General features: G+C 40.2%; 17 protein-coding genes. 2 read left to right on the top strand and 15 right to left on the bottom strand.

From position 1 onward, the window contains the following. Positions 1-5 precede the first annotated feature (5 nt). The 3 genes from IE337_RS03920 to IE337_RS03910 all read right to left on the bottom strand — a co-directional run bounded on the left by IE337_RS03920 (position 6) and on the right by IE337_RS03910 (position 1,157). Complete coding sequence (locus IE337_RS03920; protein WP_191136836.1) at positions 6-458, bottom strand: ASCH domain-containing protein; 453 nt, start codon at positions 456-458, stop codon at positions 6-8. Positions 459-487: 29 nt separating this feature from the next. Then, on the bottom strand, positions 488-778 hold the full coding sequence (locus tag IE337_RS03915) for a hypothetical protein (protein WP_057743470.1): 291 nt from the start codon (positions 776-778) through the stop codon (positions 488-490). 193 nt (positions 779-971) lie between these two features. Beyond that, positions 972-1,157: a hypothetical protein gene (locus IE337_RS03910; RefSeq protein WP_057743466.1), complete on the bottom strand. Its 186-nt coding sequence runs from the start codon at positions 1,155-1,157 to the stop codon at positions 972-974. A 186-nt stretch (positions 1,158-1,343) separates the two neighbouring features. On the opposite strand from IE337_RS03910, the gene IE337_RS03905 reads away from it, so the two are divergent. Then, positions 1,344-1,835 carry a kinase gene (locus IE337_RS03905; protein WP_191136835.1) on the top strand — a complete coding sequence of 164 codons (492 nt, stop codon included), beginning with the start codon at positions 1,344-1,346 and terminating at the stop codon, positions 1,833-1,835. A 14-nt stretch (positions 1,836-1,849) separates the two neighbouring features. Here IE337_RS03905 and IE337_RS03900 read toward each other — a convergent pair whose 3' ends face one another. Continuing rightward, positions 1,850-2,512 (bottom strand): NAD(P)H-binding protein, encoded by a 663-nt coding sequence (locus IE337_RS03900; RefSeq protein ID WP_191136834.1) that lies wholly within the window; start codon positions 2,510-2,512, stop codon positions 1,850-1,852. Positions 2,513-2,665: 153 nt separating this feature from the next. On the opposite strand from IE337_RS03900, the gene IE337_RS03895 reads away from it, so the two are divergent. Beyond that, a complete protein-coding gene (locus IE337_RS03895) occupies positions 2,666-2,965 on the top strand; it encodes a hypothetical protein (RefSeq protein ID WP_191136833.1) in 300 nt (99 codons plus the stop codon). Positions 2,966-3,006: 41 nt separating this feature from the next. On the opposite strand, the gene polA is transcribed toward IE337_RS03895, so the two are convergent. The 11 genes from polA to dnaG all read right to left on the bottom strand — a co-directional run bounded on the left by polA (position 3,007) and on the right by dnaG (position 16,362). Beyond that, positions 3,007-5,718 (bottom strand): DNA polymerase I, encoded by a 2,712-nt coding sequence (gene polA, locus IE337_RS03890; protein ID WP_191136832.1) that lies wholly within the window; start codon positions 5,716-5,718, stop codon positions 3,007-3,009. Positions 5,719-5,820: 102 nt separating this feature from the next. Next, positions 5,821-6,543, bottom strand: coding sequence for a Bax inhibitor-1/YccA family protein (locus IE337_RS03885; RefSeq protein ID WP_191136831.1), 723 nt, complete (start codon positions 6,541-6,543; stop codon positions 5,821-5,823). 63 nt (positions 6,544-6,606) lie between these two features. After that, entirely contained in the window at positions 6,607-7,953 is a 1,347-nt protein-coding gene (gene murC / locus IE337_RS03880; RefSeq protein WP_191136830.1) for a UDP-N-acetylmuramate--L-alanine ligase, read from the bottom strand. Positions 7,954-8,042: 89 nt separating this feature from the next. Then, positions 8,043-8,504 (bottom strand): hypothetical protein, encoded by a 462-nt coding sequence (locus IE337_RS03875; protein ID WP_191136829.1) that lies wholly within the window; start codon positions 8,502-8,504, stop codon positions 8,043-8,045. 14 nt (positions 8,505-8,518) lie between these two features. Beyond that, complete coding sequence (gene ytpR, locus IE337_RS03870; RefSeq protein WP_191136828.1) at positions 8,519-9,160, bottom strand: YtpR family tRNA-binding protein; 642 nt, start codon at positions 9,158-9,160, stop codon at positions 8,519-8,521. Positions 9,161-9,175: 15 nt separating this feature from the next. Beyond that, on the bottom strand, positions 9,176-9,805 hold the full coding sequence (gene udk / locus IE337_RS03865) for a uridine kinase (RefSeq protein WP_057743442.1): 630 nt from the start codon (positions 9,803-9,805) through the stop codon (positions 9,176-9,178). Next, positions 9,805-11,211 (bottom strand): sensor histidine kinase, encoded by a 1,407-nt coding sequence (locus IE337_RS03860; protein ID WP_191136827.1) that lies wholly within the window; start codon positions 11,209-11,211, stop codon positions 9,805-9,807. Before IE337_RS03860 ends, udk begins: the two co-directional genes overlap by 1 nt. A gap of 2 nt (positions 11,212-11,213) precedes the next feature. Beyond that, positions 11,214-11,927, bottom strand: coding sequence for a response regulator transcription factor (locus tag IE337_RS03855; RefSeq protein WP_057744611.1), 714 nt, complete (start codon positions 11,925-11,927; stop codon positions 11,214-11,216). Between the two features lie 106 nt (positions 11,928-12,033). After that, positions 12,034-13,254: an MFS transporter gene (locus IE337_RS03850; protein WP_191136826.1), complete on the bottom strand. Its 1,221-nt coding sequence runs from the start codon at positions 13,252-13,254 to the stop codon at positions 12,034-12,036. A gap of 82 nt (positions 13,255-13,336) precedes the next feature. Beyond that, positions 13,337-14,470, bottom strand: a complete 1,134-nt coding sequence (gene rpoD, locus IE337_RS03845; protein ID WP_057743420.1) for an RNA polymerase sigma factor RpoD — start codon at positions 14,468-14,470, stop codon at positions 13,337-13,339. Further along, positions 14,470-16,362 carry a DNA primase gene (gene dnaG, locus IE337_RS03840; RefSeq protein WP_191136825.1) on the bottom strand — a complete coding sequence of 631 codons (1,893 nt, stop codon included), beginning with the start codon at positions 16,360-16,362 and terminating at the stop codon, positions 14,470-14,472. The genes rpoD and dnaG overlap by 1 nt, the downstream gene beginning before the upstream one ends. Positions 16,363-16,431 lie beyond the last annotated feature (69 nt).

Raw genomic sequence — 16,431 nt, 5'->3', positions numbered from 1 at the left:
CTCCTTCAAAACACACGTTTAAAGGTTTCAAAAATAACCAGTTCATCCCCATTAAAAGGACGCCCTAACTCACTTTGAAACAACGATTCAAATATATCTTTGTGGACTTGCCGCCAGTAGGACAATGATAAGTCCCCTTCACCTTCCAAACGTGCGTGTTCCGGTGTGACATCATCAAAGCGTATTTTTTCAACCTGTGTCGTTTCAATCACAGCTACAGGTTGTTCGGCGCTATTTAATACAATGGATAGCGCACCGACATAAGGCATCGGCTCATCGTGTTCATATAAACTCACAGCACTGGTAGTACCAACTTTTTTATCTTTAACGACTAGCTCAGCTAATTCGTCAATGACCACTGGCGTCATGCCAAACCCAAAGGCTTCATATGGTTCGGAAGCTTTAAGCTGATTTTTTTTACGGAATGTCTCCCAATATTCTGCAACTGTTTGATTCATTGTACCTATCCCACTCCTAGGTTGTTAGGTTATTTCTCGTGCTTTGTATAGCGTTGCATATAACGTTGACTATGTAACGTTATTTCAGATAAGTCCAATTCTTTAGCAATTTCATCGAGCGGCTTCTTGGCCTCCATCATTTTGGCAAAACGCTTGTAACGTTCTTCGTAACTCTGATGCAAACGGAGACTTTGTGAAACATGGAATCCGGCTTCTTCCTCAGCAGCTTTTTGCTCTGGATCTCCGGCAACATCTACATGAACCTTTAAATTATTGTGCGTCGTCTTATTGAAATGATAATCGCCTACTTGACCTAACATGCTACTTACCCACTTTCCCATTTAAATTCTAAAACAACAAATTCTTAACGTAATCCTTCACTGCGCTAAAATTAAAATAAACAATGTACTCCATTAGAATTTAATTATAGACCAATTCAACCCACTTTTAAAGCCGACACAAGTGTTTGTCATTCAAACGTTACAAAAAAAGCCAATGGCAAGGCCATCAGCTTTATTGTTGCTTTAATTGATCCATGCGTTCTTCGATTGTACGCAATCGACGACGCAAATTCTTTTGACGTTCTAAGAAATCTGTACTACGACTCTTTGTTGAATAGATTTGGTTTAATTTCATCTGCACACGTGCGTGTTCGCGTTGCAACGTTTTTAATCTAAACCATTTTGATACTTGATTCATCTGTTTTCCTCCTTTTGGTCTTGTTTACTACTTTTATATATTGTATACAATATATGAATGCAAAGTGGTTTTGATTGATGACCACTGAATGCATACCTGCTACCTTTAATCCATTATTATAGCATATTCTACACAAATCACAAGACTAAAGCAACTATTTTCCAGATCAATAAGGAGTTCAACTCTATGTCACAAATCATTGTACTTCGCGGAAACTCAGCAAGTGGCAAGACCTCACTTGCGCGAGTATTGAAAGCGGCACACCCACAAACAACTTTTTTAATCGCTCAAGACACGATTAAAAGAGAATTACTCTTAGAACATGAAGGACCGCATAGTTTAACACCAAAATTAATTGTCACTTTACTGGATTGGGCTCTCGATCATCAATTAGATATCATTTTGGAAGGGATTTTACGAACAGAACACTATCGAGCGGTTTACACCTTTTTAGACTCCGTCACTGTACCCGTCCATTACTTCTATTTAAACCTAGATTTCGACATTGGTTTACAACGCAATAACTTAAAACCCACTCCCTTTTCGGAAATTCAATTAAAGAAGTGGTGGTGTCACAATGGTGATCCACTAAAACACGCAGAAATCATTATACCAACACAGTTATCACTACCAGAGCGTCTCAAAGTGATTCAACAAAGATGTTATAACGAACGTTGATCAAGTTGATTTAATTAGATTTGAGACAAGGCTTCAGTAATTGGCGTATCGCCATTCTCAATTTCAATTACGCGCTGAGCTAAGTTAGGGTAATTAAGTGTTTCAGTGAGGACGTCAGCAACGTCATCTAATGTATTTCCCCGATTCTGTGCCTCGCCTAAGTTCACACGCTGCCCCATTTCACCGATGGGATAGACATTAATTTTGTGTGTCGGTTCTGTCTCCAAAAGCGAACCAGCTTGAACAATTGTATAGTCTAACTTACTTTGGGTAATCATCTGATCGGCAAAATGACGTGCAATATTATAATCAGTTAAGTCACCTGCTTTAGGTGTTGACCAACCTTTTTGATTTAACGATTTAATTGAGCTAAGTTGTACAAATCGCTCAACACCTACTTGTTCAGCAGCTTGTGCAACTTTAATATTACCATTCAAGTCCACTTGTAAAAGATCTTTTCCACGTGATCCAGCTGTAAAAAATACAATGTCAAATTGAGCAACAACTTGACGAATTGATTCAAAATCATCATGTAGGTCAAGTTTAATCAATGGTGATTCTGCTGTTGGATGACTCGATGTTCCCACTACATGGTAAGCTACGTTATTCTGCAAAAGTCGCATCACCCGTTGTCCAACACGTCCTGTAGCACCAACCACTAAAATTTCTTTTGTCATCTTTTTGCCTCATGTACTTTCTTTTACATAGTAATTATCATTATAGGCAAGGATACACCCCTGTCAGTTTTATTTCAAATCAAATAGAAGGTTTAATGCCACCCCAATTATCATGTATAATTGATACTATCCTAAATTATTGGAGAAACATACATGCTTAAAATAATTATTGCTATTTTACTTTTGATTGTGTGCATTTTGGGTATTCTTTACGTACGTTTACGTCAAAAATACCAGGCTTTAGTTGAGACTTCTAAATTACGTGAATCTATCTTAGATAACAAAGCCGTTCATTTAACAAACATTAGTGCTTCTATGGAAAATAATAAAACACTGTTGATTAAAGAACGTGAACGCATCGACCAAGAAATCATTGCCTTATCAAATAAGGATAAAGCAGCTACTGAAGATGTCGTTGAGGTTGAAATTCTCGAGCCGCAAACTATAAAATAAAAAACGTTTCAGAGCAAACAAGCTCTGGAACGTTTTTTATTTTATTTCGCTTCGTACCAAGACTTACCCTCATGAGTTGAGACCTTAAGAGGAACATCTAATTGCATCGCAGAATCCATGATTTTTGGAATCATTGTATGCACTTGATCTAATTCATTTTCAGGAACTTCGAAAATCAATTCATCGTGTACTTGAAGCAACATACGGGTTTGCATACCAGCATCCTTCAAGGCCTGCTGAACATGTAACATGGCTATTTTAATAATATCTGCAGCTGAACCTTGAATTGGCGTGTTCATAGCTGTACGCTCCGCAAAACTACGCACATTGAAATTTTTAGCATGAATGTCTGGTAAGTAACGACGGCGGTGCGCCAAGGTTTCTACATACCCATGTTCACGTGCAAATTCAATAATGTTGTCAGACCATTGCTTGATGCCAGGGTATTCCTGGAAGTACGTATCAATGATTTCTTTAGCTTCTTTACGACTAACGCCAATGTTATTGGCGAGACCAAAGTCTGATATACCGTAAACAATTCCAAAGTTAACGGCTTTAGCTTTACGACGCATATTAGGATCAATTTCAGCAGCATCATCTAAGTGGAAGATACGACGTGCAGTATCCGCGTGAATGTCTTCATCAGCATTAAACGCTGCTTGCATATTCTTATCGCCAGAAATGTGTGCTAGCACACGTAACTCAATTTGTGAGTAGTCCGAACTGACAATATACCAATCTGGTTCACTAGGGACAAAGGCCTTACGGATTGAACGGCCTTCTTCAGTTCGAGCAGGAATGTTTTGCAAGTTCGGATCGGTTGAAGATAAGCGGCCTGTCTGGGCCAGAGTTTGAATATAGTGCGTATGCACCTTTGAATCTGTCCCATGGATGACCCGTAATAAACCATCAACATAGGTTGCTTTAATTTTTGACAGTTTCCGGTACTCCAAAATATCAGCCACAATTGGCACATCTTGCATTTGCTCCAAGACATCGACACTCGTTGAATAACCCGTCTTTGTCTTTTTAATTGGCTTATAGCCCATTTCTTCGAAAAGCACAACGCCTAGTTGTTTAGGTGATTGGATATTAAATTCATGTCCAGCCTCCGCATAAATTGATTGTTCTAATTCATGCAGACGGTTTGTTAATTCAGTTCCCATGGCCAGCAACTGTTGACTATCAACCTTAATCCCATTAATTTCCATATCAGCTAGTACAAATGATAATGGCAATTCCATGGTTTTATAGAGATCAGTCTGTTCACGCTCTTCTAATTGTGACAACAGTTGTGCTGGTAGCATGTTTAGCGCGCGTGCTTTTTGTCCCAAATGGTTGAAGAATACATCATCATCTTCAGGAATGGCGTACTTTGCTCCCTTACCGTAAACTGACTCATCAGTTTGAACGTCAAAGTAATCATTTTGTTGTGCCAAAGCCCCCAAGTCATTACTGTTATCATTCGTGTCGACCAAGTATGACATCAACAAAACGTCATCATTTACGCCTGCCAAGGCAATGCCATAACGTTCTAGAACCACGAAAATTGATTTGGCATCAAAAACATGTTTATCAATATCACTGTTTTCGAGAATTTGCTTCACCGGTTCACTTAATAATAAATCAAGATCGCGACTTACCACATAACCATCGGTTTCATTACCAAGGACAAAGCCAACAGGAACGCCTAGATGATAATCCTTATCATCCAGCTCAATATAAACACTGATTTCATCTTCAAAATTAGGTAAGTTTGCGACATCTTCCAAAAGCATAGGCTTCAAATTAATGGGTTTCTGTGCGTTAGCTTGTGGTTGATTGCCACTTGCTCCATCCAAATCCGGTTCTGGCTGACCTGCGACATGCCCCTGATTAGCTAATTTGGCCAATTGTTGGCGGAAATCTAATTTCTGATAGAACTTAATTAAGCCTTGGTAATCGGGTCCCGTATATTTTAAATCTTCTAGGGTAAATGTCACGGGTGCGTCGGTCCGAATTCGTGCTAAATCACGGGACATCAGAGCGTCTTCCTTACCATTTACCAATTTTTCCTTTTGTTTATTGGCCTTAAGCTCGTCAATATGGTCATATAAACCTTGAATGGAACCATATTCCTTAATTAATTTGATGGCCGTTTTGGGCCCAATTCCGGCAACACCTGGATAATTATCCGATGTATCACCTTGGAGACCTTTGACATCTACAATTTGTGCGGGTGTCAAACCATCATATTTTTCAGCAACCATGGCTAAATCGTTATGTTCAACTTCTGAAACACCTTTTTTTGTGATCCAAACCTCAACATGTTCATCCACCAATTGGAGCATATCCCGATCACCAGTGACAATGGTGACATCATAACCGGCGGCTTGGCCTTCTTTTGCTGTCGTTCCGATAATATCATCCGCTTCGTAATTGGGGAGTTCATAGCTGTAGATGCCATGAAGCGTTACCATTTCACGCAAATACGGAAATTGTTCAGTTAATTCAGTTGGTGTCTTATCACGGTTACCCTTATAAGAGTCTAATTTACCAGTTCGGAAAGTGGTTTTCCCTGCATCCCAGGCAACTAATGCACTATCTGGATTAAATGGTTCAACGATACCATCCAAAAAGTTATTGAATGCCACTAAGGCATTGGTATGCAAGCCCTCGCTATTAACAAAGCGATCGACTTGATTAATCATGGCGTAAAAGGCACGGAATGCCAATGAATTTCCATCGATTAGTAATAATGTTGGTCTAGCCATATATATCTCTCTTTCAGCAACATCTGCTCGCCGCATTTCTTCTTCTCTTATCATAACAGAAAAGACGCCCTATCATAAATAGGACGTCCCAATTCTTTAAATTTAGTCGTTGTTGCTGCCACCAAGACCAAAGATTTGTAGCAAATACAAGAAAATATTGACGAAATCAAGGTACAAATTCAAAGCACCTGATACAGCCAATCCTTGTTCAGCCGTAGCTCCAGCGCCACTTTCGCTAAACTGGAAATACATTGACTTCAAAGTGTTCATATCATAGGCTGTCATTGCCGCAAACACAATCACTCCGATGATGGCTGTCACAAGGTAAACCAAGCTATTGAAGAAAAAGATATTCAATAGACCAACGATGATCAATGCAATCATGGCACCAAATAGAATACCACGCCATGAGGCAAGTGACCGCTTCGTTGTGTATCCATAAATTGCCATACCAGCGAACAAAGCAGTGGCCCCAGCAAGTGCCATCCCGATTGTCGCAACATCAAATGAAAGACCGATTACGGCGAAAGTTGCCCCGTTCAAAACCGAGTACCCCATCAACATTCCGAAGGCAGCCCCAGGATTTGAGTAAACACGTTTAGAAAACAGATAGACAAAGCCAATCATTACTGCGAACATCACCAATGACATGATTGGGTTCGTGAAAATTGCTTCAATTTGTTGTGCGAAGAACTTAACACCAATGTATGCCGTGACAAATGAAACCAACAAAGCCATTGCCATATATTGGTAGACTTTCACAAAGAACTTGTTTAATCCAGCGGTATCCGGGTTAACGGTCCGACGGTTATTATAATTATCCATATAATTCCTCCAATTTGAAATTATTTTAAATTAGTATACAACTAGTAGCTTAGATTAAGCTTATTATTGTAGGTTTGTTTGCGTATTTGCCAAAAGCTTTTCAAAGGCAAACTCAGTGTTTTGCAAATCACCAGCTCCCATGAAGACAAACACACCATCCTCATGATCCAACAGTGGTGCCACGTTTTCAGGTGATACAATTCCTCGGAACTTGCTGATTTCAGCACCTAATTCTTCGGAACTAATGTCTCCCTTCTTTTCACGAGCAGAAGCAAAAATGTCAGTTAAGTAAACATGATCAGCCAAGTCCAATGTTTTAGCAAAATCTTCTTTATAAGCAATTGTCCGACTGAACGTGTGTGGTTGGAAAACAGCCACAATTTCACGATCAGGATACTTTTGGCGCGCTGCATCAATGGTTGCTTTAATCTCTGAAGGATGATGTGCATAATCATCAATAATGGTCACTGGTCCGACTTGCTTTTCAGTAAAACGACGCTTAACCCCCTTAAATGACAAAAGTTCGTGCTTAACGAGCTCTTTATCCATATCTTCAAAATGGGCCACTGCAACCACGGCTAGCGAGTTCAAAACACCATGTTGCCCATAAAGCGGTACTTCGTATGTCCCTAAGAATTCATCATGATAGTATGCATCAAAGGCTGAACCTTTGGTAGAGCGTTTAATATTGGTTGCATAAAAATCATCAGTCTCTGGATTAGTACCATAATAATAGATTGGCACATCAAGGTGGAGTTGACGTAATTGCGGATCATCTCCCCAGGCAAAAACGCCCTTCTTGACGTGTGAGCCAAATTCTTCAAAAGCTGAACGAACATCATCAATACCTGTGTAATAATCAGGATGATCAAAATCAATATTCGTCATAATGGCATAATCTGGATGATAATCTTTGAAGTGACGACGATATTCGTCTGCTTCGAAAACAAAGAATCGTGGATCAGGAACACCTTTACCACTACCATCACCAATCAAATATGAAGTTGGCGCAATTCCTGAAAGAACGTGTGCCAGTAAGCCAGTTGTTGATGTTTTACCGTGGGCACCAGCTACACCAATTGACGTTGATTGTTGAATTAATTCTTCAACCACTTCTGGATAAGTCATCACTTTAACTTCACCAGCTTCTTCCATCTTTAAGGCTTGGGCCACTTCAACTTGATCATCTTCGAATGCATTTCCGCGAATGACAGTCATCCCTGGTTTAATATTTGATGCATCAAATGGCTTGATGTCAATACCAGCATCCTCTAATGGCTTTTGTGTGAAGGTATATTCATCAATATCAGAACCTGATACTTGATACCCCTGGTCATGCAAAATGCGTGCTAAGGCACTCATTCCTGAACCCTTAATCCCAATAAAATAGTAGCTTGTTTCTTTATCCATGATTAGTCATATCTCCAAAATTCGTTTCAAATCTGTTTATAACCATGATAGCAAAAAAATGGTTCAACACATAGGGTTGAACCACCTTTCTATTTAGAATCTTTAAAATATTTTGATTGTGCATGCGCTGCAGCTTGTTTTTCCTCACCAAAAATTGAGTCCAAACTCAACCCTAAGCCAGTCATATTACCAGCATTAGTCCGCGTCTCAGCCACCTTTGGCGTTTCAACTTCAACGGCTGATGTTTCAGGTACTGCTGTCTGGTTTTGTGAATTAGGCTCTGACATAGCGTGTGATTCGCGAACCGCATCTGGTTGAGTCACATTTGAGACTGTAGCAATCGGTTGTGGTTTAAGAATTGTCACCTCAACCGGATTCAAAACGACCGTTTCAACAGGTGCTGTGACATTAACAGGCGCATCATCGGCTGTGTCAGTATCGGCATATAAGATATAAGCTGTTTTGGCAGCCATAATTTCTTTGACCTGTTGCGCGTAACTCTGTCGGCGTAACGTTTCATAGTACACAATTGGCCGTCGATTAACTACCATCGTTACTATCTCCCTTATTCAAATAAGGCTTGTGCAGCAGGCGCTTTTGCATCAAATGGTGTGCCTACTTCAGCAAAATCATCAGGTAAAATGAGTGCTCCCGGTTGTTGTGGAGCATTTGGCAAGGCCAATTCGCGACCTGAAACAATCATTCCATTTGACTCAACACCGCGAAGGGCACCTGGCCAAATAATCAATCCAGAAGGCATCATCGCACCAACTTTGGCAACAACAACTTTGATGCCGGCTTTCATATTTGGTGATCCAGAAACCAGTTGTAAAGTTTCGCCATTCCCAATTTGTGTTGTGGTCACTTGTAAGTGATCTGAATCAGGATGTGGTTCAGCACTTTCAACATAACCAACAACAAACTTAGGATCTGTGTCTACTACCAAGTCGCCAGTAAATCCAACAGCATTAATGGCTTGATTTAGGATAGCAACTTGGTCTGCATCTAATTGAATTTGTCCGGCCACATCGCCTAGGTCAAGCAATTGACTTACATTAAGCACATTGTAGCCAATCGTTTCATTCTTCTCATTTGTCAGACGAACGATGTCACCTTTTTGTTCTGAGTGCGTGGCACCTGATTGAGGGGCCGTCAACAAAACGAGCACATCCCTCATTCCGGCTTGGTTATAACTTGAAATTAACATGTGGATTCCTCCTTTTTAATCTGCATTTAAAATGACACGTAGTTGTGCTTCAATCATATTAATACCAACCTTATTTGCGCCACCTTCGGGCAAAATAATGTCTGCATATCGCTTAGTTGGTTCAATAAATTGGTGATACATTGGCTTTGCTGTTGCAAGGTACTGGTTCACCACTGATTCAATTGTTCGACCGCGTTCATTGACATCGCGTTGCATCCGTCGAATGAATCGAATATCGTCATCAGTATCAACATAAATCTTAATATCTAATAAGTCTCGTAATTCAGGATTATTAAATAACAAAATACCTTCAACGATAATAATATCAGCTGGCGCAATTGTGATTGTTTCAGGTGAACGATTATATTCGGCGTAATTATATGTTGGGCGCTCAATCGTTTCACCACCAATGAGCTGCTTCAATTGTTTAATCAGTAGTGCCGTGTCAAACGCATCAGGATGATCATAGTTTACGGCCTTCCGCGCCTCCATGTCCATATCACTCTGATCATTGTAATAGGCATCTTGTGGTAACATGACCATTGATTCACCAGCTAAACGATTAAAAATTTCTTCACTGACGGTTGTCTTACCAGAGCCTGATCCTCCGGTAACGCCAATAATTACAGGTTTACTATTTTTCATTATACTTTACTCTTTCTTTTATCAATTGGGAGGTTAGGCAGTGTCACCGTAATTTTAGTTCCAACCCCCACTTGGCTTTCCAAATGAATGTTTCCGCCAAGCGATTGGACCAAATCATTGACAATGGCAAGGCCTAATCCTGTTCCCGGTATTTTTTTGTTATGTGATTTATCAAGCCGATAAAAACGTTCAAAAATACGTTCTTGTTGATCACTGGGAATTCCCATCCCTGTATCACTAACTGTAATAAAACACTGGCGTTGATCAGCATGCGCAGTCACCGTAACTGATCCCGACATCTGATTATATTTAATAGCATTTACAATGAGATTCGTTAAAATAGTTTGCACATCATCCCGGTTTTGTTGAAAAACGGTATGCGCATCTGCTCGATTATAAAGCGTTAATTGTAGACCTTTAACAGCATTAGCTTGCGTTGCAAATGTTTCATCAACCATCTCTCGAATTGGCAACTGTTCGACCGATTTATTTTGCACCGGGGTCTTGGCTAATGTCAAAATATCATTCGTCAAGGCCAGCAAATGTTCGGCCTGATCATGAATAATTTGAATAAATTCAGAGCGTACTTCAGGATCATCTTGTGCCCCATCTAATAGTGTATCCGCAAATCCAATAATAGCAGATAGTGGTGTCCGTAATTCATGTGACGCATTTGCAGCAAAATCCGCCTGCATTTTCTGAAGTCGCTTTAATTCTGTCATATCATACAACAGAACCATGACTTCATCATGGCGTTCACGCAATTGGTAGTATGTCACAAAGACATCCACATCTAATTGATCAATCTCCATCTGCTCACGCTGGCTTATCTGTTCATCCAAGACTTGATTGACCAAAGCCAATAATTGATGACTTTTAAAGACGTTTTCAAATGGTTTTCCAATCGCATTATCTGGCAGTTGCAACATGTACATGGCTTGATCATTCATCTGTACGATTTCATGGTTCGGTTTAATCCGTAATACACCAATTGGCATATTCTCCAATAAAACGTTCAAAACACTTGCCTGTTGTTGCAACATTTTCGTTCGAGACCGGTTAAGACTTTGAACGTCATTAATTGCGTTAGCTAACGGCGCAAGTGGGTCATCTGGACGTAATAAGACTTTCCCCCCGTAGGCATTTTGAGCGCGCATTGCCTGCATTTTTTCAATGAAAAGATCAATTTGTTCTTGCTGACGTCGTCGTGTCCATTCTAAAACAATCGCAACCACCAGCGCCAGACCAATTGACACAATAAGTAATAGTTCCCAAAGATCGCCATAAGCTAGGGCCTTCTTTGATATCATATTACCAATTATCGTTGCGACACTGGTTGCTAAGAAAAATAAGATGGCAAAAAAAACAAATGATCGGATAAATGGACCGATTTTATGTTTATGCATACCTAGTCCTCGGCCTTACTGGGATCTTCAAAGCGGTAGCCCATCCCACGTACAGTTTTAATCATGGCTGGGTGTTTAGGATCTTGTTCCACTTTTTCCCGCAGGTGTGAGAGATGCATATCAACCATGCGCGTATCTGGGCCACCATAATCGTAACCCCAAACGCCATGCAAAATTGTTTCTCTATCTAAAACACGACCTTCACGTTGGGCCATATACGTTAGGAGTTCATATTCCTTCGGTGTTAATTTAACATTTTCACCAGATAGCTGAACCGCCATCTTGTCATAGTCAATTGCTAAATCACCATACATCTTAATATGGTCAGTACTTTGGTCAGGCTTATGCCCATGTTCAAACCGACGTAAGACTGCTTTAATTCGGGCAATGACTTCACGTGGACTAAAGGGTTTCGTGACATAGTCATCAGCCCCCATCTCCAAGCCTAAAATCTTATCAACCTCATCGTCTAAAGCGGTCACCATAATAATCGGAACATCAATCTTTGCGGCTCGAATATCTCGTGTAATCTCAACACCGCTTTGATTAGGTAACATGACATCAAGTAATATCAAATCAATTTGCTTGTCTTTGATGGTATTTAAAATATCTTCGCCATCATTTTGCGCATAAACTTCATAGCCTACTTTTTTCAAATTATACGTTAACAACGTTACGAGTGACGGTTCATCGTCAACTACCAAAATTCGTGTCATTTTCATTACCTCAAGTATATATTTATACAAAATGGTTCCATTCATTTTAACACGAAAAAAAAGATAACTGCAGTTTTTGCAGTTATCTTTTTTAGAATTTATAAAGTTATGCAGTGGCATAACGTCGACGCATCACTGCTTTAATGGCAAGCATCCCGACAATCATCATGATTCCAATGACTAACAAAGTCCATACGCCTAACTTTGAAACACTATAACCAAATGTAATACTTACAATGGGTGCGAAAAGATCGGTGGCAAAAAATGAAATACCAAAGACGCGACCTAAATACTCAGAAGAACTCTCCTCTTGACGAACCGTATTCACCTTAATCACAAATGAAGAACGCACAAAGCCATTCATAATAATGACAATGACCAGCGCCCAAATCACGTTCACAAACGTCGCAATCATAAAGGCAAACCCGAGCACATAAAAATCAAGGTACAACGTATTTAAATTATTAAACCGAGTATAGTGGGCTAACAAAAATCCCGCCACAATACCTGAGACTGCCGCGGCAGTTAAAGCTAATGAATATTCATTAGCCGTACCATGGTAAGTCTTTTGCACCAAAAATGGCATTGAGATAATGAAAGCTTCAAAACAAAAGTTTGCCCATACAGTGATCAGCATAGATTCGAATAGTTTTGGCATTTTCCAAACATAGGTGAAGCCATTCTTTAAACTTTGAATGAATGGTTCTGATACGCGGTCAATGACTTCTGGATGTGTGCGGATGGCTAAATTAATCCCTGCTGTCAAAAGCAACAGCATTCCATACAAGAACATAAAACTACGTAAATTAATCCAATCCATTCGGAGTAAGATTCCACCCACGAGTGGCCCCATTGCTTGTCCAGCTGAAAAGGCGGCACTCACATAGGCATTGAAGCGTGCTAGACCCGATTTCTTAATCACATCTGGTAGGATCGCCCGCGCAGCGGGATACTCATAGGATATATCAATATACATGACTGCAGTAATCGCAAATAAAATCCAGGTCTGCGGATTCGCGGGATTTATCATCAATGATAAGATAATCATGCCGATAGCACCGAATAAATCAGATAAAACCAACACCCATTTACGATTAAAACGATCAAGGACTGCCCCAACATACATATCATTTAGTAAATAAACAAAAAAACCAAATCCAGTTAACCAACCTAATAGTTGGGCATTCCCATATGTTGAAACTAAAAACCAATTCAAGCCAAAGCGGTAAACCCCTTCACCAAAAACTGATGCAAAATTTGACGTTAACAACGGTAAACTAAAATTACTTAGTTTCTTTTGACGTTGTTGTTCCTGGGTTGCTTCCATATTTCCCAGCCTCCATTATTTTTTTGAAAAAACAAAAAGCCGAAGAACAATAGACATTATCCTCCGACTTTTAAGTCATCTTTTAATCTAAGAAATCACGTAATTGCTTTGAACGTGATGGGTGGCGCAGCTTACGAAGTGCCTTGGCTTCAATTTGACGGATACGTTCACGCGTCACACCAAATTCTTTACCGACTTCTTCTAGCGTACGTGTACGTCCATCGTCCAATCCAAAACGCAAACGCAAAACTTGTTCTTCACGATCAGTCAATGTATCAAGAACTGATTCAAGCTGTACTTTAAGCATTTCATAGGCAGCTGAATCTGCAGGTGAAATTGCTTCATTATCTTCAATGAAATCACCCAAATGTGAATCATCCTCTTCACCGATTGGTGTTTCCAATGACACAGGTTCTTGAGCAATTTTCAAAATATCGCGAACCTTGTCAGTATTGATGTCCATCTCGGCACCAATCTCCTCAGGTGTTGGTTCACGGCCCAAATCCTGGAGCAAGTTTCGTTGAATTCGAATCAACTTATTAATCGTCTCAACCATGTGAACTGGAATACGAATTGTACGAGCTTGGTCAGCGATGGCACGTGTAATGGCCTGACGAATCCACCAAGTGGCATAAGTTGAGAACTTGAATCCCTTACGGTAATCGAACTTTTCAACCGCCTTCATCAATCCCATGTTTCCTTCTTGAATCAAATCCAAGAATTGCATTCCACGACCGACATAACGCTTGGCAATTGAAACAACCAAACGTAGGTTGGCTTCAGCCAACTCTTGCTTAGCCTCTTCATCACCTTGTTCAATCCGTTCAGCCAATTCAACTTCTTGATCTCCCGTTAGCAACGGTACCCGGCCAATTTCCTTCAAGTACATCCGAACAGGATCATTGATTTTCATTCCTGTTGGCGCATCAGCAGCCTGCTTCAATTCCTTTTCAGAAAGTGCAGTTTTACGGTTCTTCAAGGCACGTTCCGTTGGCTCACCATTCTCATCAACGATTGAAATACCAGCAGACTCAATTTCATCGTAGGCCTCATCAATTTGATCTGAATCCATTTCCAAAGGCGTAATTAATTCCTTTTGTAATTGATCCTCTTGAATTTGTTTGTCAGCTTTGTGGGCCTTGATAACCTTTTTGATAGCTTTATCAAAATCTTCTTGTGACATCTCTTTTGCTGTTGTCTTCTTTTTTTCTGCCATCATCGGTCTCCTTGTTCTCTTAATGCTTGTTGCTTACGTAGCAAATTGATGATTTCAACACTTTTTTGTGCGATTTCTGAATCATTATGCATACTTTTCGCTTCGGCCAATTGTTGCGTTAACTTCTTAATCTGTGTTTCTAACGGTTCTTCTTGCATCATTACTTGCATGTAGGCCTTCACATGCTCCCGATCCTCAAATAATTCATCGGGGATATCTTGAATTGCAGCCAGAATCCGAATTAGTTCTGGTTTTTGAACGTAATCCATAAAATCATTAAGGTTATCAATTGTCGTTAATTGATGCGATTCCCGATAGCCAGTTGCCAACATATACAACGTTTCATAGGACACGTCCGAAAATGTAAAATCAGGTTGTTGTGTAACCTCTAACCATACGTCATTATCCCGTAACATCCAAGCTAATAGCATCCGCTCAGCTTGCTCCACCCGATTCAAATCATCATCAGGTATCGGAAATGCTGGTGCTTCGGGCGGTTCTACCAACCCATCCACATATGTCGGCGCAGCTTGTTGCGGTACTGGCGTCGATTGACGCGTTTGACGCGTTGCTTGCCGTTGCATCAACATTGGGCGAATTTGGTCAGTCAATGCATCAAAACTAATATTAAAATCATCCGACAATTGACGTAAATAATTTTCACGGACAACTGCTTCATCAACCGATGCGATTAAATGCAACGCCTGATCAATATAATCAAACACCTCATTTTGATTCGAAAAGTCACGGTCTTGGCGAAGAAATCGTAAATTAAACGCAATCGGATTTTCGTGGTGATGAGCCAGCACATCATTGAGTGCCGCCGCATCGTGACTCCGCAAGTATTCGTCCGGATCTTGATTGTCTGGAATATGTGCGACAACCGGTGTCATTTGACTATTCTGTTGAATTAGGTCAAGGGCTCTTTTTGTCGCATTTTGCCCAGCCGCATCAGAGTCATAGGCAATTGTAATATTGTCAGCTAATCGATTCAATTGTCGAACTTGATCAATCGTTAATGAGGTCCCCATTGAAGCCACACTGTTTTTTACACCAGCTTGGAAAGCCGCAATGACATCCATAAATCCTTCAAACAAAATGACGTCGTGTGACTTTTTAATACTATCCCGTGCTAAATCTAAATTAAAAAGTTCATTTGATTTATCAAATAATAAACTTTCTGGGCTATTAACATACTTTGGTTGTGTATCATCAGCACTTAGTCGACGCCCAGAAAAGGCAATCGGATGTCCATATTGATCACGAATGGTGAATAATACACGATCTGAAAATCGATCATGCAGCGTCCCATCGTCCCAGACCACAAACAATTCAGATGTCCGAAGTAATTGATAATCTACTTTCTTATTTTGAAAATAATCGAGTAAAAAATCATTACCTGGTGCGTAGCCTAACATGAAGGCATCAATCGTAGCATCATCTAGCCCACGTTCATGGAGATAGTTAAGTGCTGTTTCACCAGCTTGGGTATTAACCAGTAGATGGTGATATAACTTTGTTGCATCTTGATATAATTCACGTAAGGCCTGCGTTCTTTCGTCAACAGGTTGGGCTGATTCATTGTTAAGATATTTATCATCAATATCAATTCCAGCTAGCGGTGCCACCTTAGCAACCGCTTGTGGAAATGAAACTTGGTCAATATCCATCACAAAACTGAATACATTCCCCCCACGTCCACATGAAAAACAATGAAAAATTTGCTTGTCTTCATTGACTGAAAAAGATGGCGTCCGTTCTTCATGAAACGGACACACCCCAAACAAATTTCGACCTTGTTTTTTTAATGGTACATAAGGTGATATCACATCAACAATATTGACCCGTTCTCTAATCTCAGTTACGACATCCTCTGGGATTCGTGTTGGCATCACCTGCACCTCCAATCACTGAGTGGACACAGTTTCACTCCATATAATTATACTGGTTTTTTAGGAGAA

Source organism: Weissella viridescens (assembly GCF_014789145.1).
Lineage (GTDB): Bacteria > Bacillota > Bacilli > Lactobacillales > Lactobacillaceae > Weissella > Weissella viridescens.
This window is presented reverse-complemented; position numbering and strand designations above follow the sequence as displayed.

Excerpts from the sequence above, each read along its gene's own strand:
- IE337_RS03920 (WP_191136836.1), bottom strand. The coding sequence starts at position 458 with ATGAATCAAACAGTTGCAGAATATTGGGAGACATTCCGTAAAAAAAAT.
- IE337_RS03915 (WP_057743470.1), bottom strand. The coding sequence starts at position 778 with ATGTTAGGTCAAGTAGGCGATTATCATTTCAATAAGACGACGCACAAT.
- IE337_RS03910 (WP_057743466.1), bottom strand. The coding sequence starts at position 1,157 with ATGAATCAAGTATCAAAATGGTTTAGATTAAAAACGTTGCAACGCGAA.
- IE337_RS03905 (WP_191136835.1), top strand. The coding sequence starts at position 1,344 with ATGTCACAAATCATTGTACTTCGCGGAAACTCAGCAAGTGGCAAGACC.
- IE337_RS03900 (WP_191136834.1), bottom strand. The coding sequence starts at position 2,512 with ATGACAAAAGAAATTTTAGTGGTTGGTGCTACAGGACGTGTTGGACAA.
- IE337_RS03895 (WP_191136833.1), top strand. The coding sequence starts at position 2,666 with ATGCTTAAAATAATTATTGCTATTTTACTTTTGATTGTGTGCATTTTG.
- polA (WP_191136832.1), bottom strand. The coding sequence starts at position 5,718 with ATGGCTAGACCAACATTATTACTAATCGATGGAAATTCATTGGCATTC.
- IE337_RS03885 (WP_191136831.1), bottom strand. The coding sequence starts at position 6,543 with ATGGATAATTATAATAACCGTCGGACCGTTAACCCGGATACCGCTGGA.
- murC (WP_191136830.1), bottom strand. The coding sequence starts at position 7,953 with ATGGATAAAGAAACAAGCTACTATTTTATTGGGATTAAGGGTTCAGGA.
- IE337_RS03875 (WP_191136829.1), bottom strand. The coding sequence starts at position 8,504 with ATGGTAGTTAATCGACGGCCAATTGTGTACTATGAAACGTTACGCCGA.
- ytpR (WP_191136828.1), bottom strand. The coding sequence starts at position 9,160 with ATGTTAATTTCAAGTTATAACCAAGCCGGAATGAGGGATGTGCTCGTT.
- udk (WP_057743442.1), bottom strand. The coding sequence starts at position 9,805 with ATGAAAAATAGTAAACCTGTAATTATTGGCGTTACCGGAGGATCAGGC.
- IE337_RS03860 (WP_191136827.1), bottom strand. The coding sequence starts at position 11,211 with ATGCATAAACATAAAATCGGTCCATTTATCCGATCATTTGTTTTTTTT.
- IE337_RS03855 (WP_057744611.1), bottom strand. The coding sequence starts at position 11,927 with ATGACACGAATTTTGGTAGTTGACGATGAACCGTCACTCGTAACGTTG.
- IE337_RS03850 (WP_191136826.1), bottom strand. The coding sequence starts at position 13,254 with ATGGAAGCAACCCAGGAACAACAACGTCAAAAGAAACTAAGTAATTTT.
- rpoD (WP_057743420.1), bottom strand. The coding sequence starts at position 14,470 with ATGGCAGAAAAAAAGAAGACAACAGCAAAAGAGATGTCACAAGAAGAT.
- dnaG (WP_191136825.1), bottom strand. The coding sequence starts at position 16,362 with ATGCCAACACGAATCCCAGAGGATGTCGTAACTGAGATTAGAGAACGG.